The 18,830-nt window shown below is 69.4% G+C and carries 21 protein-coding genes; 11 read left to right on the forward strand and 10 right to left on the reverse strand.

Translation table 11 applies throughout. The annotated features are described in order from the left end of the window. Positions 1-34 precede the first annotated feature (34 nt). The 6 genes from gloA to QHF85_RS30615 all read left to right on the forward strand — a co-directional run bounded on the left by gloA (position 35) and on the right by QHF85_RS30615 (position 3,599). Positions 35-427, forward strand: coding sequence for a lactoylglutathione lyase (gene gloA / locus QHF85_RS30590; RefSeq protein WP_281330897.1), 393 nt, complete (start codon positions 35-37; stop codon positions 425-427). Positions 428-430: 3 nt separating this feature from the next. Further along, positions 431-910: a (2Fe-2S)-binding protein gene (locus QHF85_RS30595; protein ID WP_281330898.1), complete on the forward strand. Its 480-nt coding sequence runs from the start codon at positions 431-433 to the stop codon at positions 908-910. Further along, positions 907-1,803: an FAD binding domain-containing protein gene (locus QHF85_RS30600; RefSeq protein ID WP_281330899.1), complete on the forward strand. Its 897-nt coding sequence runs from the start codon at positions 907-909 to the stop codon at positions 1,801-1,803. Before QHF85_RS30595 ends, QHF85_RS30600 begins: the two co-directional genes overlap by 4 nt. 29 nt (positions 1,804-1,832) lie before the next feature. Then, on the forward strand, positions 1,833-2,339 hold the full coding sequence (locus QHF85_RS30605; protein WP_281330900.1) for a GNAT family N-acetyltransferase: 507 nt from the start codon (positions 1,833-1,835) through the stop codon (positions 2,337-2,339). A 61-nt stretch (positions 2,340-2,400) separates the two neighbouring features. Beyond that, entirely contained in the window at positions 2,401-3,324 is a 924-nt protein-coding gene (locus tag QHF85_RS30610) for a hypothetical protein (protein ID WP_281330901.1), read from the forward strand. 71 nt (positions 3,325-3,395) lie between these two features. Continuing rightward, the gene (locus QHF85_RS30615; protein ID WP_281330902.1) at positions 3,396-3,599 is read left to right on the forward strand and encodes a hypothetical protein; all 204 of its coding nucleotides are present in this window, start codon (positions 3,396-3,398) and stop codon (positions 3,597-3,599) included. Here QHF85_RS30615 and QHF85_RS30620 read toward each other — a convergent pair. From QHF85_RS30620 to QHF85_RS30630, 3 genes are all read right to left on the reverse strand, one after another. After that, entirely contained in the window at positions 3,578-4,423 is an 846-nt protein-coding gene (locus tag QHF85_RS30620) for a hypothetical protein (protein ID WP_281330903.1), read from the reverse strand. The genes QHF85_RS30615 and QHF85_RS30620 overlap by 22 nt on opposite strands. Before the next feature lie 271 nt (positions 4,424-4,694). Next, on the reverse strand, positions 4,695-5,087 hold the full coding sequence (locus tag QHF85_RS30625; RefSeq protein ID WP_281330904.1) for a hypothetical protein: 393 nt from the start codon (positions 5,085-5,087) through the stop codon (positions 4,695-4,697). A gap of 66 nt (positions 5,088-5,153) precedes the next feature. After that, complete coding sequence (locus QHF85_RS30630) at positions 5,154-5,537, reverse strand: hypothetical protein (RefSeq protein ID WP_281330905.1); 384 nt, start codon at positions 5,535-5,537, stop codon at positions 5,154-5,156. A 107-nt stretch (positions 5,538-5,644) separates the two neighbouring features. Between QHF85_RS30630 and QHF85_RS30635 the strand changes: the two genes are divergently transcribed. Genes QHF85_RS30635 through QHF85_RS30645 form a run of 3 tightly spaced genes read left to right on the forward strand, consistent with a single transcriptional unit; the run spans position 5,645 to position 7,590 of the window. Then, complete coding sequence (locus tag QHF85_RS30635; protein WP_281330906.1) at positions 5,645-6,088, forward strand: VOC family protein; 444 nt, start codon at positions 5,645-5,647, stop codon at positions 6,086-6,088. Between the two features lie 15 nt (positions 6,089-6,103). Beyond that, positions 6,104-7,024: an RluA family pseudouridine synthase gene (locus QHF85_RS30640; RefSeq protein ID WP_281330907.1), complete on the forward strand. Its 921-nt coding sequence runs from the start codon at positions 6,104-6,106 to the stop codon at positions 7,022-7,024. A 32-nt stretch (positions 7,025-7,056) separates the two neighbouring features. Next, positions 7,057-7,590 (forward strand): hypothetical protein, encoded by a 534-nt coding sequence (locus tag QHF85_RS30645; RefSeq protein ID WP_281330908.1) that lies wholly within the window; start codon positions 7,057-7,059, stop codon positions 7,588-7,590. On the opposite strand, the gene QHF85_RS30650 is transcribed toward QHF85_RS30645, so the two are convergent. The 5 genes from QHF85_RS30650 to QHF85_RS30670 form a co-directional block, all read right to left on the reverse strand. Then, positions 7,584-10,412 (reverse strand): TonB-dependent receptor, encoded by a 2,829-nt coding sequence (locus QHF85_RS30650; RefSeq protein WP_281330909.1) that lies wholly within the window; start codon positions 10,410-10,412, stop codon positions 7,584-7,586. The two genes, QHF85_RS30645 and QHF85_RS30650, sit on opposite strands and share 7 nt — an antisense overlap. Positions 10,413-10,447: 35 nt before the next feature. Then, positions 10,448-11,194 (reverse strand): hypothetical protein, encoded by a 747-nt coding sequence (locus QHF85_RS30655; protein ID WP_281330910.1) that lies wholly within the window; start codon positions 11,192-11,194, stop codon positions 10,448-10,450. Positions 11,195-11,252: 58 nt separating this feature from the next. Continuing rightward, positions 11,253-11,777: a hypothetical protein gene (locus QHF85_RS30660; RefSeq protein ID WP_281330911.1), complete on the reverse strand. Its 525-nt coding sequence runs from the start codon at positions 11,775-11,777 to the stop codon at positions 11,253-11,255. An 82-nt stretch (positions 11,778-11,859) separates the two neighbouring features. Next, complete coding sequence (locus QHF85_RS30665; protein ID WP_281330912.1) at positions 11,860-12,672, reverse strand: hypothetical protein; 813 nt, start codon at positions 12,670-12,672, stop codon at positions 11,860-11,862. A gap of 127 nt (positions 12,673-12,799) precedes the next feature. Next, positions 12,800-13,228, reverse strand: a complete 429-nt coding sequence (locus QHF85_RS30670; RefSeq protein ID WP_281330913.1) for a hypothetical protein — start codon at positions 13,226-13,228, stop codon at positions 12,800-12,802. Here QHF85_RS30670 and QHF85_RS30675 point away from each other — a divergent pair. Both QHF85_RS30675 and QHF85_RS30680 read left to right on the forward strand, forming a co-directional pair. Next, entirely contained in the window at positions 13,220-13,864 is a 645-nt protein-coding gene (locus QHF85_RS30675) for a hypothetical protein (RefSeq protein ID WP_281330914.1), read from the forward strand. The genes QHF85_RS30670 and QHF85_RS30675 overlap by 9 nt on opposite strands. 141 nt (positions 13,865-14,005) lie before the next feature. Next, complete coding sequence (locus QHF85_RS30680) at positions 14,006-15,961, forward strand: hypothetical protein (protein ID WP_281330915.1); 1,956 nt, start codon at positions 14,006-14,008, stop codon at positions 15,959-15,961. 3 nt (positions 15,962-15,964) lie between these two features. Here QHF85_RS30680 and QHF85_RS30685 read toward each other — a convergent pair whose 3' ends face one another. Continuing rightward, on the reverse strand, positions 15,965-18,382 hold the full coding sequence (locus tag QHF85_RS30685) for a hypothetical protein (protein WP_281330916.1): 2,418 nt from the start codon (positions 18,380-18,382) through the stop codon (positions 15,965-15,967). A gap of 148 nt (positions 18,383-18,530) precedes the next feature. Further along, positions 18,531-18,830 carry a hypothetical protein gene (locus QHF85_RS30690; RefSeq protein WP_281330917.1) on the reverse strand — a complete coding sequence of 100 codons (300 nt, stop codon included), beginning with the start codon at positions 18,828-18,830 and terminating at the stop codon, positions 18,531-18,533.

The raw sequence follows: 18,830 nt of genomic DNA on the forward strand, positions 1-18,830 counted from the left end.
GCGAAGGCCGCGCAGCGAAGGAAACCCGAAGACCATGCGAATCCTCCACACCATGCTCCGCGTCGGCGACCTCGACCGATCGCTCGCGTTTTACACGGACGTCCTCGGCATGAAGCTCATCCGCCGACGCGACTATCCCGAGGGCCGGTTCACGCTCGCGTTCATCGGCTACGGCGACGAGTCGGAGACGGCCGTCCTCGAGCTCACGCACAACTGGGACACGAAGAGCTACGAGATCGGCACGGGCTACGGCCACATCGCGATCGCCGTCGAGGACGCGTACAAGGCCTGCGAAGAGGCCAAGAAGCGCGGCGGCAAGGTCACGCGCGAGGCGGGGCCGATGAAGCACGGCACCACCGTGATCGCGTTCGTCGAGGATCCGGACGGCTACAAGATCGAGTTCATCCAGCGCAAGGTGGAGGAGTAACCCTTGAAGATCACGCTCACCCTCAACGGCCTTTCGCGCGAGGTCGACCTGCCGCCGCTCGTGCGGCTGCTCGACGCCCTCCGCGGTCCGCTCGGCCTCCCGGGGACCAAGGAGGGCTGCGGCGAGGGCGAGTGTGGCTCGTGCACGGTGCTGCTCGACGGCGCGCCCGTGAACGCCTGCCTCGTCTCGATCGGCCAGTGCGAAGGCCGCGCCGTCACCACCGTCGAGGGCCTCTCGGACGCCACGCACCTCGGCCCGCTCGCGCGTTGCTTCGTCGATCACGGCGGCGCGCAGTGCGGCATCTGCACCCCCGGCATGCTCATCTCGGCCGAGGCGCTCCTCGCGCGAAGGCCCGAGCCGAGCGACGAGGAGATCCGCGAGGCCATCGCGGGCAACCTCTGCCGCTGTACGGGCTACCAGCGCATCGTCGACAGCATCCGCGAGGCGTCCCGCGAGCGTCGGCAAGCGGGAGGGGCCTCGTGAGCCTCGCGGATCTTCCCCTCCACGACATGCGACGGGCGGCCTCGCTCGACGCGCTCTGCGGCCTCGTTTCGGAGCGGCACGCGCGCGGCGAGGCCACGGTCCTGCTCGCGGGCGGGACCGACTGGGTCGTCGAGCAGGAGCTCAAGCCCCCGCGCCCCGACGCCGATCCCCTGCCCCTCGTCGTCGACGTCTCCCGCATGGACGAGCTCCGCGGCATCACGGTCACGCGCGGCCTCTTGCGCATCGGCGCGGCCACGACGTACCTCGAGATGCGCCGCCACCCCGCGATCCTCGAGCGCGCCCCGATGCTCGTGGAGATGGCCCGCGAGCTCGGCGCGATCCAGATCCAGGCCCGCGGCACGCTCGGCGGTAACCTCGCGACGGCCTCGCCCGCGGCCGACGGCGTGGCGGCGCTCGCGGCGTACGACGCCTCGATCGTCGTGAAGAGCGTCCGCGGCGAGCGCCGGATCCCCTTCTCCGCGCTGCAAACAGGGTACAAGCAGAGCAGCCGCGCGCCGGACGAGGTCATCGTCGCCGTGGAGATCGCGCTCCCGCCCGAGGGATCGCCCTGGATCTGGCGCAAGGTCGGCACGCGGCGGGCGCAGGCCATCTCGAAGGTCGCGCTCGCGGGCATCGCGGTCCGCTCCGAGGATCGGGTCGTACGGCTCGGCCTCGGCATGGCCTCCGTCGCGCCCGTCACCGCGACCCTCTTCCAGACGCGCGCCCTCGTCCTCTCGCGACCCCTGCCCGCGATCACCGCAGACGCCCTCGACGCCGCCGTCCTCTCGGACATCGCGCCGATCGACGACGTCCGCTCGACGCGCGAGTACCGCAAGCACGCCGCGAAGGCCGTCGTGCGGGGCTTCCTCCGCGACCTCGGCGCGCCCGTCTGAAAACTCGTTTGGCTCGCCAAACTACCCCCATGCCCGACGATCTCTCCTTTCGCCCGATCCGCCCCGAGGACGATCCTGCGGTCGCCGCGATCATCCGCGCCGTGATGCCCGAGTTTGGCGCGGACGGCCCTGGCTTTGCCATTCACGACCCCGAGGTCTCGGCGATGAGCGCGGCGTATGCGGGTCCTCGCTCCGCGTATTTCGTCGTCGAAATGGCGGGCCGGGTCGTGGGCGGCGCGGGGCTCGGTCCACTCGAAGGCGGCGACACGGACACGGCGGAGCTGCGCAAGATGTACTTTTTGCGCGAGGCGCGCGGCAAAGGAATGGGCGAGCGCCTGCTCCGGCACGTCCTCGACGTCGCGCGGGAGCGTGGGTTTGCCCGCGTCTACCTGGAGACGCTCACGGGCATGGATTCCGCGATGCGCCTCTACGAGCGCCTCGGCTTTCGCCGGCTCGATCGTCAGCTCGGGGGCACCGGACACCACGGCTGCAATCGTTTCTACATGCTCGATCTGGTCGCGGCGCCGACCACCTGAAACGAGGGACAAGCTGCTCTTGACTTGACCTTCCTCGGCGCGGATGGCTTTACTTCAGCCCATGAACGGTCTTCGAGCGTTTTCCCTCGCCATCTTGCTCGCCACGAGCGCCGTCGCTTGCTCTGCCCCGAAGCCCGAGCCTGAAATCGCCTCCTCGGCGACGCAGCCCGGATACGCGCAGGACTATCCGACCGTCATCCAGCAGATCGTCAAGGATTTCGGCCGCGACGACGATGATGCGCGGACGCTCGCCTCCGGTTTTTCCGAGTACTCGAAGGGGCTCAAGGCGCCCGACTGGAGCGTCGTTGGTGACATTCACCGCACGGCGAACGACGCGGGCCGGAGCCACGCGTACGTCGAGCGCACCCGCGAGGTCCAGGGCGCAGCGGCGTTTTTCGTCGCCGAGCAGGACGAGATCGTCAAGAAGGTCGCCGGCTCGGCCACGTATGTGGCCAAGCAAAAGGGCTGCGAGGTCGACCTCTCGGGGACCGTCAACAAGGCGCTCTCGGATTCCGTCGGCAAGCAGCTCGAGAAGCGGCTCCGCGAGCGGAACGAGGCCCACGCCATCATCGACCAACATCGGACCAAGCTCGGCAAGGAAGACGCGGCCACGCTGGAAGAGCAAGCCGATCAGATCAGCCGTTCGAGTTACCTCGTGCACATCGCGATGGTCGAGGAGAAGGTCCGCCTGCGCGCGCTCATCGAAGAGGCCGAGCAGGTGAAAAAGACGCTCGACGATTACATCGCCCGCGAGCGCGCCTCGCAGAGCAAGGGCGACGACGCGGAGAAGAAGGCCAGCGAGGCCCGGATCACCCGTGCGAACGAGAGCAAGGCGCAGATCGACAGCTCGCTCACGCAGGCCCGCGAGATGGAGCAAAAGATGGAGGAGCGCATCGCGGCCGCGCAGAAGCGGCACAACGACGCGATGACGGCCCTGCTCGCCGACGACGACAAACGGGCGAAGGACGCGGGGCAAAAGAAATAACGCAACTGCCGGGCCTCTCGGGTCGATGAAGCGAGGGCGAGACCCAGCTCTCGCTTCCCTGGAGGTCCCTCATGCCCTCGTTTTTCCCGTTTCCAGGCTCCGAACGAACGCTCCCTCCGGCCTTTGCGGCCGACGTCCCGGCGCCGCGTCCCGCGCGGGCCGATCCCACGCTCGCATCCACCCCGCCGCCGGCGAGCGGCGGGATGGATCTCGCGTGGGACGACACGCAGCCGATGAGCGTGATCGAGATCGATCAATCCGCGGCGAAGCAGTAGACGCGCCCGCTACCGCCCTTCGGAGCGGTGTCGCCGCAATTCCCGTTGGCGTGCACCGAATTCCACGGCCTGTACATCGCGTCCATGCTCCCGCCGGGACCGAGCCCATCGCTATGGCCCACCTGGGCGGTCATCATGATGTCTTCGGACGTCCAGTCCGCGCAGGTTTGTCCGAGGATGACGGTGCCGTCCCGCGCCGTGCCGGTGAGGACGTCGTGCTCGTTCGGCGTGGGGGAGTTTGGCCACTGACCCGGCACCTTCTCGCCTTTTTCGTCGAGAAATACCTCGGGATCGCCGTATCTCTCGTGCAGCTCCGTCAGGTTCGCCGCCACGAGCGCGCCCTTCGCGTTGTACCAGGGTCCGGCGCCGATCCTCTCCTTGGCGTGCACGGGCTCTCCATTGAAGCCCTTCTCGACGCTGAGGTAGGCGCGCCACATTTTCGCCCCGGCGCCGACCGCGGCGGCCAGGTCCTGGCACCTCTTGTCGGCCCCGGCGAGCCCGCCCAGGTTGGCCGTCTTGCTCCCGGTGCTGGAGACGAAGAAGCTGAGCCCCTTCGCTTCACTGCCGCCGGCGCCGCCGGTGCCGCCCATACCGCCGGCGCCGCCCATGCCGCCGGTGCCGCCCATGCCGCCGGTGCCGCCGCCACCGCTGCCCCCACCGCCAGCGCCGCCGCCGCCGCTGCCGCTGGCGGAGCTACTGCTGGAACTGGTGCTGTTCGTGCTGCCGCTGCCCTGGTCGTCGCCGCACCCGATGGCGGCGAGCGTGAGGCCAAGACCGACGAGGACGCCGAAGCTGCGAAGATGGTGCGTGCCCAATCGTTTCATTCAAGTCTCCTGAGGAAGGTTGCTTCGAGGCCGAACGATCGCGTACGCGCGGCGGTGCGTCCAGACAGGAGCCAGATCGCGCGCCATCGAGAACGGCTCGACGTAAGCTCCTTCCGAAAGGCGCGCCTCGTCCTGCGCCTACCTCGTTGAAAAGGTTTGTCTCGACCACCCGCTCGGGGGCAAGCGCGAAAATGAGAATTCGTTGCGGTCGTGCGGCAGCATCGTGCCGACTTCGTCGAGGATCACGAACCTGGAGGGGCCGACCGGCGGGCTACTCCTTCGTGTGCTCGGGCATCGGGGCGAGCGCCTTCCGAATCGCCTCCTCGCGCGCGGCGCGCGCGTGCTTTCGGCCCTCCACGATCGACTCGACGGCGAGGTTCGCCTCGATGTCGTCCGCGAGCTCGTCGGCCGCGAGCCGCGCGATCGCTTCGAGCCGCGGCCCGAGCCGCGCCCGCAGCCGCTCCTTGATGGCATCCTTGAGAATCTCGCGCGCCGCCGCGCGTGTCAGCGCCGCGGCCTCGCTGTAGAGCACCTTCGAGACCTCGAGATCGAGGAAATCCGTGCCCTCGGGCCCCTCGGCCCGCCGCCCCTCGCCGTGGCCCTCGTGCCTCTCGTCGCGCCGCTCGCCCGGCCCCTCGGGCCCTTCCCTGCGATGATCCTGCATGTCGCCTCCGACACGCAGCGTAGCGGCGACGTCGAGGCGCCGGAAGGGCCACCCGAGGCCGATCGATCAGAGCAGGTCGAGGTGCTTCTTGGCGCTGTGCTCGGCGGCCTCGACGATTTTCTTCGCCTCGTCCGCGTCGAGCTCGAGCTTCGCGCAGAGATCCTCCACGAATTTCTTCTCGGTCTCGTGCTGCTCGCCGTCGACGTACGTGAGAAACACGGCGTGCCGCAGGAGCACGCGGCGATCGTCGAACGGCATGTCCCAGACGGGGATGTCGTCGAGGGTCTTCTTCTCGGCCGCGTACGCGCGGATCTCGGCGGCCTGCTCCTCCGTCGCCTCGAACGTGGAGATCAGCGCCTCGACCATCTCGCGTTCCTTCACGTCGAAGTGGCCGTCGGCCCAGGCAACGCTGACGAGCGACTTGACGATCCCCATGTTCTCTTCGCGCATGACGGAAGCTTTTGCCGTCACGCGCGGAGGGCGTCAAGCCCCCTCGTCGATCCCGCGGGCGCATAACGCTCCTCCCGGGCCCGACGATGCGATACCTTCCCGCCCCGATGGAGCCCCCCCTCGCCGTCCACCACGTCGCCGTCGTCGTCGCCGACCTCGATCGAGCCGAGCGTTTTTATTCGGGCGTGCTCGGCCTCCCCGTCCTTCGCCGCTGGGACGACGCCGCAGGGCAGCCGCGCTCGGTATGGCTCGCGCTCGCGGGCGGCGCGTTTCTGGCGGTCGAGCGCGCGTCCACGCCCGGGGGCTCCGCTCCGGCGAGCGGAGCTGCGCCCCCGAACCCCCGCTCGCCCCATGCCCCGCGCCGCGAGGACACGGCCCCCGGCCTGCATTGCCTCGCGCTCGGCATCCGCCCGGACGCGCGCGAGCGCTGGCGCACGACCCTCGCCGAGGCAGGTTTTCCCGTCGAACGCGAGAGCCCGTATACCCTCTACACGCGTGACCCCGACGGAAACTTGATCGGCCTCAGCCACTTCCCCGATCCGGCTCCTTGAGGCAAAACCACCCCAATGACAGGCCTCTCCCACCAGCGCTACCGCTTCGTCGCCCGCCCGGAGGACGCCGGCCAGAGGCTCGATCAGGTCCTCGCCGCGAACGTCCCGGGTCTCTCGCGCCGCAAGGCCCGCGTCGCCATCGACCTCGGCGGCGTCTTCGTCGACGGCGCACGCGTCAAGGTCGCCGGTCGCGCCATTCGGCCCGGACAAACCATCCTCGCCCACCTCGGCGGCGCGCTCGACCGGGCGACCAAGGAGGTCGGCGCCGCCGCGCGCGCCAAAGACGAGGCGAGCCTGCCGCCCTTCCGCATCGCCTACAAAGACGACGACCTCGTGGTCGTGGACAAACCCTCGGGCCTCGTCACGGCCCCGACGCCCGAGAGCGACCGGGGAAACCTCGCGGATCTGCTCGGCCGCGCCCTCGGCGGCACGATCTACGTCGTCCACCGCCTCGATCTCGACACGAGCGGGCTCGTCGTCTTCGCGCGGACGGAGAGCGCGAACCGCGCCCTCTCCGATCGAATTCGCGCCCATGATTTCGATCGCGTCTACCTCGCGGCGCTCCTCGGCCTCGTCGCCTGGGACGAACGCACCATCGAGGAGCCCGTCGCCGGGAAACGCGCCGTCTCCCACGCCACCGTGCTCGAGCGCCTCTCCCCGCCGGGCACCCCCGGCGCGACGCTGATGCGATTCCGCCTCACGACCGGCCGCACCCACCAGATTCGCCTGCACGCCCTCCACGAGGGCCACCCCGTCCTCGGCGATCGCAAGTACGGAAAGACGAGCCCGCTGGATCCGCCGCGCCTCGCGCTCCACGCGACCCGCCTCGGCTTCGTGCACCCCCGGACGGGCGAATCCCTCGCCTGGGAGAGCCCGTGGCCCGACGACCTCGCGCCCTGGCTCGAAGGATTGCGGACGGCCACGTCAGCTCATTGACGCCTCGCGCGCGCCATTCTATCACGCCGGGCATGCTCGCCCGACGCGCCCTCCCCCTCGCCCTCGCGTCCCTCACCGGACTCCTCGCGCTGTCCTGCACGAAATACGAGCTCAACATGCGCGAGAACGCCCCGGCGAGCGCCTTCGCCGCCCTGCCCCCGAACACCGCGCGGATCTGCGTCCTCCGCCCGCACGGGGTCGCGGCGCTCGTCCCCGCCGTCGTGCACGACAATGTTCGGCTCGTCGGCATGACCAAGGGCCCGTCGTATTTTTGCTATCTCGCCGAGGCCGGCGTTCACAGGATCGTCACCCGGTACGGCGACGACGTGGACGCCGAGCTCGGCTCCGACACGCTGGTCGACGCGTCCCTGACCGCCGAGCCCGGGGGGCATTATTTCCTGCACCACGACGTCACGGCGATCCTGACGCTCTCGGTCGGCTGGGTCGACGCGACGCGGGCGAACGAAATGATCTCCGAATGCGACTACGCCGAGCTCGTCGCCGCCCCTTCGAACGAAAGCTTGCCCGCGCCCGGCGAAATCGTGCGCGCGTCGCGGCCTCAGTAATCGACGCGCAGCCCGAACCGCACCTGCCGCGGCGCCTGCCACGCCACGGGTTTTCCGTACCGCGGGTTCTCGACGAGGTCCTCGGGGACGTCGTCCGGCGTGCCGTCCGGAATGGCTTGCACGTCGTTGTACGTGTAATTCTGATCGACCGCCGTCTCCGTCTGGCTGCCCGCGAGGTTGTAGATCTCGACGCTCGCGCCGAGCCGCAGATCCTTGCGGAGCTGGGCCGACACGCCGAGACGCGCGTCGATGCGGTTCACCCACGGCGTCCGCCCGGCGGACCCGCGCGGCAGAATGAACACCTCGCCGTCCCCGAACAACGCGTGCGAGCCGAGCATGCTGTACGGCGTCCCCGATCGCCCCGTGTATCCCGCGCCGGCCTCCAGGATCACCCCGGCCGGCAGGACGAACTCTTTCCCGGCGTACAGCTTGACCGAATGCGTGTGATCCCCGGGCAAGAGCCCGGTCCGGTTCGTGTCGAGCTCGGGCTCGTCGAAATCGGTCGTGTTGTTCGGATCGAGCTGCCCCGTGTCCTGCCGGAAGAAGCCGCTGTAATTGCCGTACAGCGAGGAGAACGTATAACTCGCGATCCCGACGAACCCGCCCGCGAACGGCCGCATCACCGTGATGGAGAGCCCATTGTAGACCCGCTCCGCCTCGGTCGCGAAGACCGCGGCCCCCGCGCCCGGATTGCCGATCAAGAATCCGCCCGTCGACAAACTCGTATCCTCGAGCGCGCGAATGAGCTCGTCGTGCACGAACACGGCCCCGAGCCGCACGCCGAGAGGCACAAGGACCTCGGCCCCCGCCACGATCTGATGCGACGCGGGCGCGGACGTGTCGGGGTCCACCGCGTTCCGGCCGCCTTGCAAGGAGTACAGCGTGCTCGGCTGCGCCGGATTCACGATCACGGAAGCCGACTCCCGCCCGCATCCGCCATACAGATCCTCCGGCGCGTTGACGCGGCAGCCGCTCGTCTGATGAAAGCTCGAAAGCCGCGTTTCCTTCGCGAGCGCTCGCACCGAGACGTCGAGCGGCACGGACTGGTACCGCATCCCGTACGTCGCGAAGATCCGCGCCCGTCCCTTCTTCGTCGGATCCCACGTGACCGCGGCGCGCGGCGCGATCATGAACGGCAGCGCGAGCGTCCCCGCGCCAAACACCTGCGCGTCGTAACGCACGCTCGCCTCGATCACGAACCCGTCCACGATGCGCCACGTATCCGCGAGGAACGCGCCCGCCCCGTACGACGAGGCCCGCGTGGTCGTGCTGTCGTACGTCACCGGCGCATCGGGGCCGGCGAGATACCCGAACCGCTCATTCCGCACGAAAGACCCGCCGAGGCTCTCCCGCACGAGGGCGGCGCCGGAGTACCCTTGCACCCGCGACACCGTCGCGACCTCGAAATCGATCCCGGCGCGGATCTTGTGCTCGCCGAGCCCACGCGCGCGCAGCGACACGACGGCGCGCCCCTCGATCCGATCCGCGGTGAACCGGGAGAGCAGCCCGGGGCCCCCCATGGAATACGGGCCCGCGGCGCAGTTCAGCGCGAACAAGATCGGGGCGCCGGGCGGGGAGCACACGGGATATGCGCTGGTCGGAAGATCCTCGAAATCGTCGATCGGGTGGGGCGGGACCGAATCCAGCGGCCGGTTCCAGAGCACCCGCGGCACGTGCGCGAGGGTCCCCGGCGTGCCGATGTCGTCGACGCCCGATCCATCCGCCGCGCGCGTCTCGGTCTGGCTGCGCACCCAGCCGAGCGCCGTGTCGAGCCGCGCATCGCGCCCGAGCAAGCTCGTCCCGCGCAGCACGACCGCATTCGTGAGCGCCGTCTCGCGCCGGCCCATGGCCGTGAGCTCTCCATTCAAGTTGTCGACCCCGATCGCGTCACTCCGCGGATCGAATGCATACGTCGCGCCGCCCCCGGACCCCGCGTAGGTCCCGAACACGGACAGCGTGACCTCCTGCGCCTTCGAATGCCGGTACGTGAGCTTGCCGATCCATTGCCCGACGTCCCCCTGGGCAAACTCCGTGCGCTCCGTCCCGGCGAGCCGCGTCTTCACCTGCGCGCCCGTCTCCGGGTCGAGGGTCGGCTTGGCTCCGAAGACGTCGCCGAAATCGTCCGACGGGGTCCACGTCATCGCGTTCAGGCTGCGATCCAGGCGATAACGCCGCCGGGCGAGGCTGCCGCCCGCGAAAAAGAAGAGCCGATCCTTTACAATCGGCCCCCCCACGGATCCGCCGAGATCCCGCACGCCGTCGAGCCGCGGATCCGTATGAATGACCGTGTTCTCGAAGACCCGCAGCGGCCTTTCCCCTTCGAGCGCGCCCGGCGCGAGGCTGCCCCACGTCGACGCGTGGAATCGATCCCCGCCGCTCTTCGTCGTGACGTCGTACACCCCGCCCATGCCCCGCCCGAATGCAACGTCGGCCCCCGCGACCGTCACGTCGGCCCGCTCGACGAACTCCATCGAGAGCGGCATCTGGAGGACGCCGAGGACCGGATTGCCCACACGAATCCCGTCCACGAAAAACGTATTCTCCGGCGAGCTCGCCCCGACGAAGGACACGCCGTACAGGTCTTCCTGCGTCCCCGGCAAGAGGAGCGCGAGGTTCTCGAACGATCGCGCGGGCCCGCCGCGCAGCTCCGGCGCCATGAGCGGCAGGAGGCGCACGCCGGCCGGATCGATCGATTCTCCGAAGCGCGCCCCGCTGCCGGCGCCGAGGCCGCTCGGCAAGGGCTCTTCCGCGAGGACGACGGGTGTGGCGAGAAAAACGCCCACGAGGAAGGCGACACCGGGGATCCGGAAAGGAAAAACCACGTTTCGTACTCCAAACGTTCGTCGCGCCGAACGGGTCAAAGCGGATCCAGCGGGGAGCCCACGAGCACGCAGTGGAGCGTGTTCGAATCACAACGCGTCTGGATGCGCGGGTCGATCCCGGAGCCGGACGGGTTGCCCGTGCTCGGATCGGGCTCCGGTGAGCAAAGCTCGTCCCCCGGGGTGGCCTCCGGGAAAAACGAGCTGCAGTCGACCGACGGCGAGAGCGCCGAGACCTCGTACCTCACCGAGCACCCGTTCGTGAGGTCTTCCACCGTGAGCTCCGCGGCGAACCGCACGCCCGGCAGGCTGTGGGTGACGAGCATCCGGAGGTCCTTCCAGGTCTCCCGCACGTGCGCGCCCGGCACCTCGAAGGGGTTGCCGAGATCGTCGAAAACCACCTGCGAAGGAAACTGGACATCGGCCGGCGCGAGGTCGCCGGGGCGGCACAACCCATCCGCGTCCGCGAGCTCCGGGAAGGAGCCGAACGAATACGGCCGCTGCTCGTCGCGGTCGACCATGAACGCCATCTGGCCCATGAACGACGATTGCACGGCGATGCTCGGCCGGCTCGAATCCGGCCCGTCCGGGCCTCTGCCGGGATACACCTCGATCCCCACCTCCTCGCCGATGCGGATGTCGCACAGGCCGCCGCTCTGCGAGAGGACCCGGTACCGCGCGTAGTAAGGCGCGGTGGCGACGTGGCACGGCGCAGGCGGGTCTTCACAACCCGCGGTCGCCGCGAGCAAGAGCAAAGGGGCGATCCGACGCAAGAGGGTAAGCATGTGGGGCAGCACCCATGCTACAGGACGTGCGATGCCCCGACAATCGGGATGTTTGCGATCAACCTCGATTGCTCTTCACGGGCACCCCGGCTTCCCGCAGGAAAACGACGACGGGGCGGAGCGCGTGCGCCGGACCTTTGCCGAGCCGTAGCTCCTCGCCGTTTTTCATTGTAAGCGCGAGCCAGCGCGGCTCGAACCCGGGCTCCGTCGATTCGCCTTCGACCCCCGCCACCACGGGCGTCGCCGCGTGGACGAGGCCACGCGCGTCGAGCGTCCGGGAAAAACCCCGGCCCTCTTGCACGATCTCGCCTCGCTCGAGGTCGATCCGGAAGCGCCCGTGCTTGCGCGCGCTCCGCCGCGCGATGCGATTGCCGATCGCGGAGGCCGTCGTCCAGACGATCGCGATGAGCAGGATGGGGAGCGGCGCCGCCCGGAGCCCGACGATGATGGAGACGAGGATCGACGCGACGAGCGCGAACGGCGCGTAGAGCTTCACCAGCGTATCGGCGAAGCCCCCGGGGCAGTCGCAGACGAGCACGAGCGGCCCCTCGGCCACGATCGTGCCCGCCTCGTTCTGCAGCAATGTCTCCCGCTCCTCCAACGAGGCCCTTGTTCCTCATCCCGCCCCACGTGGCAAGATCGAAGCGGGCGCGCGGCTTCGGCTTTCAGCCCGTCGGGCGCTTCCGCGAGCGCCACTCGCGCAGGACACGGATCCCGAGCAGCGCCGCCGCGAGCCCCACGACGAACGCGATTCCGATCGGCAAAGGCTCGAGCTCCCGCCGAAGGCCCTCGCTCGCCCCGCGCGCGGCCGAGCGGCTGAGCGTGGCCACGATGTCGTTCACGCAAGGCTCGCCCCTCTTGTCCGTGCACTGCGCGACCTCGTCCTTCGCCGCGGCGAGGGCCCCGCGCACCGCCGCCCCGGCCGCGCGCTCGGCCGCCGCCGCCATCGCGTCCGCGAGCGGCCCCTCGGCGTCCGGCCCGAACCAGCCAGCGATCTCGCTGCCCATCGCCTGCGTCAGCGACCGGCCCATCTCGCCCGAGACCTCGCCGATCATCGTCGTCGCCTCGTTTTCCCGGCTGTTCATGCCTCGCACGAGCCCCATCGCCGCCTGCTCGCCGGCCCTCGCGGCCGCCTGGCTGATGGGCCCGCGCTCATCCATCACGGTATCGACCGCCGTCCGCAGGGACTCCGAGACAAGGTGCCGCACGATCCACCGCTGCTCAGGCACGGTCGCCGTGAGCCCTTGCATCGCGCCTCGCATCACGTCCGCCGAGATCGCCTTGATTCCCGGGGGCGGCCCGGCCGCGAGCGCATTCGTCAGAAAACGATCGAGCAAGAGCCCCATCTTGCGGGCGAGCTCGGCGTCCTCGGGAGGCCTCTCGAGCGCGGAAATCGCGCCCAGCGTCGCCTCCCGGGCGGGCTTCTGGACATTCGCGGCGCACCCGAGCATCACGAGCCCGAGCACGATCGCCAGCATGATCGCTCTCATATCGATCCCCCCGTACCGGGCGCATGCGTGCACCTCCCGCGCCGGGCGCCCCCTGCACGCGCGTACGTTCGCGGCGAACCGGTTTTTCAGGTGGAACGGGGGACGCGAAGCGCGCTCAGGTCACGCCGTACCAGCGCTTCGTCTCGGGCTTCATCCACATGATGAGCAGCGGGATCGTGATGGGCAGACAGCACGTATTCCACAGCATGTTCAGCCCGATCAGGACGATCCCCATCGTGTAGGCCCATTTCGCCTTGCCGGCGAAGAGCACGACCGCGTGCGGGATGATGATGAGAAACGACAGGCCCGCCAGGAAGATCCCCGCCACCCATTCTCCGGCCGCGGACGACCCGGACATCCCCCGCATGGCCGGCCCGAGCATCAGGTAAAGCCCTGTCCCGAACGCGCCGAGGAGCATGAGGATCATCAGCACCGCATAGATGCGGAAATAATAAACGCCTTCCGGCGGACGATCCTCCTCCATCAAGAGAGGCGTCCCGGGGGGAGCGCCGGAGGGGATGAAGTACGGGCCCTGATGGCTCATGACGTCCGGCCATCATCACCCGAGTTCGCCGGAGCCGGCAAGGCCTCCGTCCACCTCTCCCTCGCGGCCCAGCTCGCCGCGTCGCTCGCCCACGCCGAGCAGGAGCTCGCGCGGCTCGTCGCTCTCCTCCGCGACGCCGCGCCTCGCACGCCCGGCGCCTCGCGCACGCGCGCCACAGCCGCGGCGAGGGTCGTGCGGCGCCGAGCCCGCGCCCTCGCTTCTCCCCTGCACGCTTTTCCCGTTGGCGTGATCGTCGCAAGCGTCGGCCGGCGCGGGCTCCGCCGATCCTGTCGGACAGGGCCCCGGGAGGAATCCATGGATCAGTCGTTCGACGTCTCCACGCAGGGCATGACCTCCACGCTGAACAAGAACGAGGGCAGGACGACGCAGCTCATCGAGCGCCAAACCTCGCGCCTCCCCTCGATCGCGTACCTCGGCCTCGCGTTCGGGTCGATGTTGATCTCGGCCAGCCTCGCAGCCTCGGCGCGCCCGCAGCGCCGCTTTGGTTACTCGAAGCGCCTCGAGCTCGCGAACTTCGTCGGGCAGTGGGTGCCGTCGCTCTTGCTGATCGGCGTCTACAACAAGCTCGTCAAGGTCGAGCACGAGATGCTGGCCTCGCGCAGCGTGGTGCGCTGAAGCGCGACGAAATCCGTCGGCGCGTGATCTCCCGCGAGCCCCCGCGAAAAACGCGCCTCCCGTAGACACACGGAGAGGCCCTCGCGTATCGTGCTCGGCTCGGGAGGTCGCTCGGCTCGCGGCTTCCGTTCGGAGGTCGCCATGGCAGAGGCCAAGCGCGTCGATTTCAATGCATTGCCGAGGGAGGTGCGGGAGCGGCTCATCAGCTGCATGCAGCACCAGTCGTACCCGTACCCCCTTTTGTCGAGCATCCCCTCGCAAGGCGCGGCCATCGCAGGGTGGTTCGTCCTCGCGCTCCTCGGCTTCATCCTCGTCGTCGGCACGCTGCTGCACAAGTTCGGCGAGGAGCTCCAGTCGATGCCGGTGATGTTCCTTTACTTCCTCGGCACGGCGATCGTCCTCTTGTCGATCCTGTTCTTGATCCGTCGCGTCCGCCTCGGCTCCGCGCTGCCGTACAAGCCCGGACGCTTCCTTTTCCCGATGGATTTCATCAACGCCGAGGATCGCGTCCTGCGCATCGTGCCGATGAGCGCGCTCGTGGATTTCCGCGGCGTCCATCAGCACACGAACGGCATTTACAACGGCACGACGCTCACCTTCACGTTCGAGGGTGGCATCACCGAGACGTTCACGATCCACGGCAAGGAGCGCGCGGAGGAGGTCCTCCGGCAGCTCGGCGCCTCGCAGCGCGCGATCCGCGAGGCGGCAGAGGCGCGTGACATCGAGGCGCTGATGAAGATCGATCCGCTCTTCGAGGTGCGGGTCAAGGACACCTGGGCCGTGCAGGCGCCGCGCGACGAGGACATGCAGCAGCCGGCCGCGAAATCGCTCGGCGCGCTCCTCGCGAAGGGCACGATCCTCGGCGTCGCCGCCGGCGCCGCGGCCCTGGTCGCCCTGCCGATGTGGCACACGCGCAACGTCGCGAGCGACGAGGCGATGTTCACGCACGCGAAAGAAGTCGATCGCGAGTGGTTGTGGGAGCAGTACGTCCGCGAAGGCAAGCGTCACCTCGACGAGGCGCGCGACGAGCTGCTGCCGCGCGCGGCGCTCCGCGAGGCCAAGGAGAAGGGCTCGGTCACGGCGCTGCGCGACTTCCTCAAGAAATACCCCACGTCGGTGGTCGAGAAGGAGGCGCGCAACGAGATCCACGCGCTCTTCACGAAGACGCTCGGCGAGTTCCGCGAGCAGGCTTCGACGGACGATCCGAAGCTCCAGCCGTTCATGGAGAAGCTGCTCGGCTACCTCGAGAAAAATGACACGGCCCGCGTCGAGGCGCGCTTCGAGGCGCCGTCGACCGAGAAGCTCGGCAAGGTCGACCAGCTCCTCCGCGAGAAGGGCGCCGAGATCGAGGGCGGCAACATCGTCCCGGTGGCCCCGCATTTCGGCGAGAAGGTCAGCGTGCAGCGCGAGGCCGAGATCGTGCGGAGCCTGCAACAGGGCTTCGAAAAGGTCTTCCCGGCCGACGTGATGGCGCTGAAGCAAGGCCCGCGCATCGGCCCCGACGGCAAGCCCCTCGCGGAGCAGCCGAAGGACGACCGCGACCCGTACGATCGGCTGCGCGAGGCCGCCGGCAGCAAGAACCCCGCGGAGATGCGCGCGGCGCTCGCGGCGATCGACGCGCGCGACGGCAAGATCACGAAGGACCCCGACGTGAACGACGTCCAGGCGCCGACGATCGAGGTGCGTTACGAGGTGAGCTGGGCCGGCGATTTCTTCACCGAGGAAAAGGGCGACCGCAAGTTCGTCGGCATCGTGGTCTTCTTCCACGTGGCCATGAAGATCCCGGGCGAGACGGACAAACTCGAGTTCGACCTGCCCGTGCAGCCGCCGGATCACTTCACAGTCGACTACACGAACCCGATGTACGGCATCGGCGGTGGCCCGAGCGAGGGCCGCGTCTACGACGTCATGGCGGCGCGCGCGTTCGATCAGCTCAGCGACAGGATGCGCCGCGTCTTCTTCAAGGTCGGCAGCAAGGCCTACGGCCCGCTCGATCCCGATGATGTCCAGGAGGAGGCCCCGACGCCCGAAGGCGTGTTCGGCCTCCCCAACGGCAAAGCCCCGCCGCCGGGGAAGCGGACGGGGACGAAGCTGTAGAGGCTAGATCTCCTTCGCGCGTCCCACCTTCGGATCCTCCGACGCGAGCATCGAAAACGCGAGCGGATCCGATTTCCCGAGATCCTCCAGAAGCTGCACGAGCCCCCGGCGCGAACCGTAGTAGTTCGAGGCGTCGTGGTCCGCGTCGGTGATGCACCCGCGGACGAGCGTCCTCGAAATCGAGGGGAATCGCAGGGCTTCGAGCGCCATGGCCCAGAGGCCGTCGACGAAGTTCTGGTCGGCGGGGAACTCGAGCAGCCCGGCCAGCGTGAGCAGGACGGCGCCGCGCTTGCCCGCGAGCGTGTGCATGGGCGGACCATCGAGCAGGCCCGTGTCGAAGGCGCGCCACAACGCGTCGGCCGCGCAGAGCAGGCGCTTCAGCTCCTTGCCGGCGTGGCTCAGGTGGGCGTGCATCATCACGTCCGCCTGCATGCCCGCGGGCCCTTCGTCCAACGCTCGGGGGCTCCGCTCGGACAAGCCGAGCTGCGCCCCCGAACCCCCACCCCGTACGTACCGACAAACCGCGGGCAAGGCCCCGATCCGCTCGCCGGCGAGGCCCCCGGGCACGTCGGCCGGCGGCTCGCCTTGGCTGTAGAAGCCGCCCGCGTGAAAGACGTAAAGCAGCTCGCTCTGTCCGGGCAAACCCGCCCAGAGATCCGAGTATTGGGTGACGCGGTTCATGCTGCCCGCGGCCCAGCCGAGCCCCGTGGCCGCCTCGCCGCCGATCTGCGAGGGCGCGACGCCCGGATCGCGGGGGCTCAGCGAGGCGCGCAGGTCCTCGGCGAGCTCGGCGATCGTGAGGTCGAGGAAGCCGTCGTAGAGGTCGGCGCGGCCGTCGCGGTTGACGTCCTGGAAGCGCGCGACGACGAGGGGATTGCCGGGCCCGATGAACTGCGAGAACCCCGGGAAGCTCGCCTGCGCGTGATGCCATTGCGCGCGCCGCATGCGGGCCTCGATCTGGGCGTGCGTCTCCTTCTCGCACATGCCGCGGAGCAGCTCGACGAAGCAATCGACGCCCTCGGAGGCGTTCATCTTGCCGTCCGGCCCACCCGTGCGGAAATACGTGCTGTCCCAGGACGAGTAGATGTCGGCGTCGGGGAAGGCGCGCGCGATGGCGAAGCGGGTTGTCAGTCCGGCACATTGCGCGTTCATCATGATCTTGTAGCCGGCCTGGCGCGCGGTGGCCGTGGCGGCGCGCATGTCGTAGGCGCCGAGCTGGGCATGGCGGTTGATGAAGACGCCGACGAACGCCGCGTCGGCCATTTCGAGGTTCTCGTCGTCGGGCCGCGCGGCGCGCGCGTAGAGCCAGACGGGATCGCCGCCCGGGGTGCGGAACGGCGCTTCGAGGACGCGATACGTGCCGTATTTCGGGGGCTTCGGCGAGCCGTCGGGCGCCGGGATTTCGCGGAAGCCGTAGCGGCCGAGGAGGATGTCGACCTCGCCCTCGTGGAAATCGCGGGCCGAGCACATGGCGAAGCGCCACGGGCCGGGGAGCGCGTCGTAGGGCGGCGCCTCGCGTACGAGGCTCCGGACGAGGCTCCGCGCGCGCTGGCGGTCCGCTTTGGAGAGCGCCGGCGCGCGCATCGAGAGGAGCTGAATCGCGTGCGCCCGGAGCGCCGGCACGGCCGTGGGGCCGGTCTCGCCGGCGACGAGCGCGAACATCAGGGCCGCGGCCTGGTCGGCCGTGGCGCGGAACGCCGGATCCCGGAGCGTGGTGGCCACGAGGTGCGAGAGCACGGTGAGCGCGGCCGATCGGATCTGCGCGGCCGCGATCGGCTCATTTCGCGCATATGCGGAGGTCGTCCTCGCGGCGGCGACGGCGCTGCTGGCCTGGTCGAGCAGGCCCGCGGCCTGCGGCGCGGTGAGCCGCTCGGGGCGCAAGGGTTCGTCGGGGTGAAACGCGCTCGGCGGAAAGAGGCGTTCGAAGGTCGTGGTGCGGCGGGACGAGACCCAGCGCGCGGCGCGGACGAGCGCGGGGCCCGCGTCGAGGCCGCGCGGCGGCTTCCCCGGCTCGGTGGCGAACGAGCCGTCGGGCAGGAGCCATAACGACGGCGCGCCCTCGCGCCCGGCTGTCAAATCGAGGGCCGCGGCGGCCTCGGGGGCGGCGGCCTGCCCGAGGTGGTTCGGCGGCACGACGGCGACGCCTTCGATCCTGCGCCGCACGGGGGATCGACCGGGGAAGACGACGCGCACGCTCTTGTTTCGGTGCGCCTCGAGCATCCGGATCGTCGCCTCCGGCACGGGGGGCGCGAGCCGCACGGCATACTCGCGATCCCCGGCGAGCAGGACGTGCACGCCGGGCGTGCGCGGCGCGTCCTTCCAGCGCTCGGCGGCTGCCTTTCCCGCGCCGACGAGGACGACCGGCACGTCGACGTTTTCACCCGGGGTCGCGCGAAAGCGAAGGAGAATGGGGTCGGGCATGAGGATTCGCTCCGAGGAGAAGCGTCCTCCGATTCGGCGGGGGGGATCAACGGAAAACGGGGCGGGGCCGAGAGGAAAGTGGTGCGTTCAGGCTGGAAATGGGCGGCGCCCCTGACGCAGACCTCTGGCTCTACGTGAGGCGCTCCTTTCACCACTCGACCAGCAGGGACTCGGGCACGTCGAATTGCGTCTCTCCCTCGACGGATTCAACGCCCCACGGCTCGGTCGTATCGATGCGGGCGATACCTGCGCACTGCGAGATGAGCTTGCAATGGATGACGCCCGGTTGCGGGTACTCACTTTGCTCATCCAGCAGAGCTTCGGTGACGATCGGCACCTTTTCGAAGAACGACCAGCGGCGGCCGTGTACGTCGATCAAGTGGCAGTCGACCCAGCCGGGTTGGGCGTCGTCGGCGTACCTTACGATCTGGATCCGGACGCCGATCAC

Source organism: Polyangium sp. 6x1 (genome assembly GCF_029946515.1).
In the GTDB taxonomy this organism is placed as follows: Bacteria; Myxococcota_A; Polyangia; order Polyangiales; family Polyangiaceae; genus Polyangium.

Coding starts and splice junctions, on each gene's coding strand:
- gloA (WP_281330897.1), top strand. CDS start 35: ATGCGAATCCTCCACACCATGCTCCGCGTCGGCGACCTCGACCGATCG.
- QHF85_RS30605 (WP_281330900.1), top strand. CDS start 1,833: ATGCCCGACGATCTCTCCTTTCGCCCGATCCGCCCCGAGGACGATCCT.
- QHF85_RS30610 (WP_281330901.1), top strand. CDS start 2,401: ATGAACGGTCTTCGAGCGTTTTCCCTCGCCATCTTGCTCGCCACGAGC.
- QHF85_RS30615 (WP_281330902.1), top strand. CDS start 3,396: ATGCCCTCGTTTTTCCCGTTTCCAGGCTCCGAACGAACGCTCCCTCCG.
- QHF85_RS30620 (WP_281330903.1), bottom strand. CDS start 4,423: ATGAAACGATTGGGCACGCACCATCTTCGCAGCTTCGGCGTCCTCGTC.
- QHF85_RS30625 (WP_281330904.1), bottom strand. CDS start 5,087: ATGCAGGATCATCGCAGGGAAGGGCCCGAGGGGCCGGGCGAGCGGCGC.
- QHF85_RS30630 (WP_281330905.1), bottom strand. CDS start 5,537: ATGCGCGAAGAGAACATGGGGATCGTCAAGTCGCTCGTCAGCGTTGCC.
- QHF85_RS30635 (WP_281330906.1), top strand. CDS start 5,645: ATGGAGCCCCCCCTCGCCGTCCACCACGTCGCCGTCGTCGTCGCCGAC.
- QHF85_RS30640 (WP_281330907.1), top strand. CDS start 6,104: ATGACAGGCCTCTCCCACCAGCGCTACCGCTTCGTCGCCCGCCCGGAG.
- QHF85_RS30645 (WP_281330908.1), top strand. CDS start 7,057: ATGCTCGCCCGACGCGCCCTCCCCCTCGCCCTCGCGTCCCTCACCGGA.
- QHF85_RS30655 (WP_281330910.1), bottom strand. CDS start 11,194: ATGCTTACCCTCTTGCGTCGGATCGCCCCTTTGCTCTTGCTCGCGGCG.
- QHF85_RS30665 (WP_281330912.1), bottom strand. CDS start 12,672: ATGCTGGCGATCGTGCTCGGGCTCGTGATGCTCGGGTGCGCCGCGAAT.
- QHF85_RS30675 (WP_281330914.1), top strand. CDS start 13,220: ATGGCTCATGACGTCCGGCCATCATCACCCGAGTTCGCCGGAGCCGGC.
- QHF85_RS30670 (WP_281330913.1), bottom strand. CDS start 13,228: ATGAGCCATCAGGGCCCGTACTTCATCCCCTCCGGCGCTCCCCCCGGG.
- QHF85_RS30680 (WP_281330915.1), top strand. CDS start 14,006: ATGGCAGAGGCCAAGCGCGTCGATTTCAATGCATTGCCGAGGGAGGTG.
- QHF85_RS30685 (WP_281330916.1), bottom strand. CDS start 18,382: ATGCCCGACCCCATTCTCCTTCGCTTTCGCGCGACCCCGGGTGAAAAC.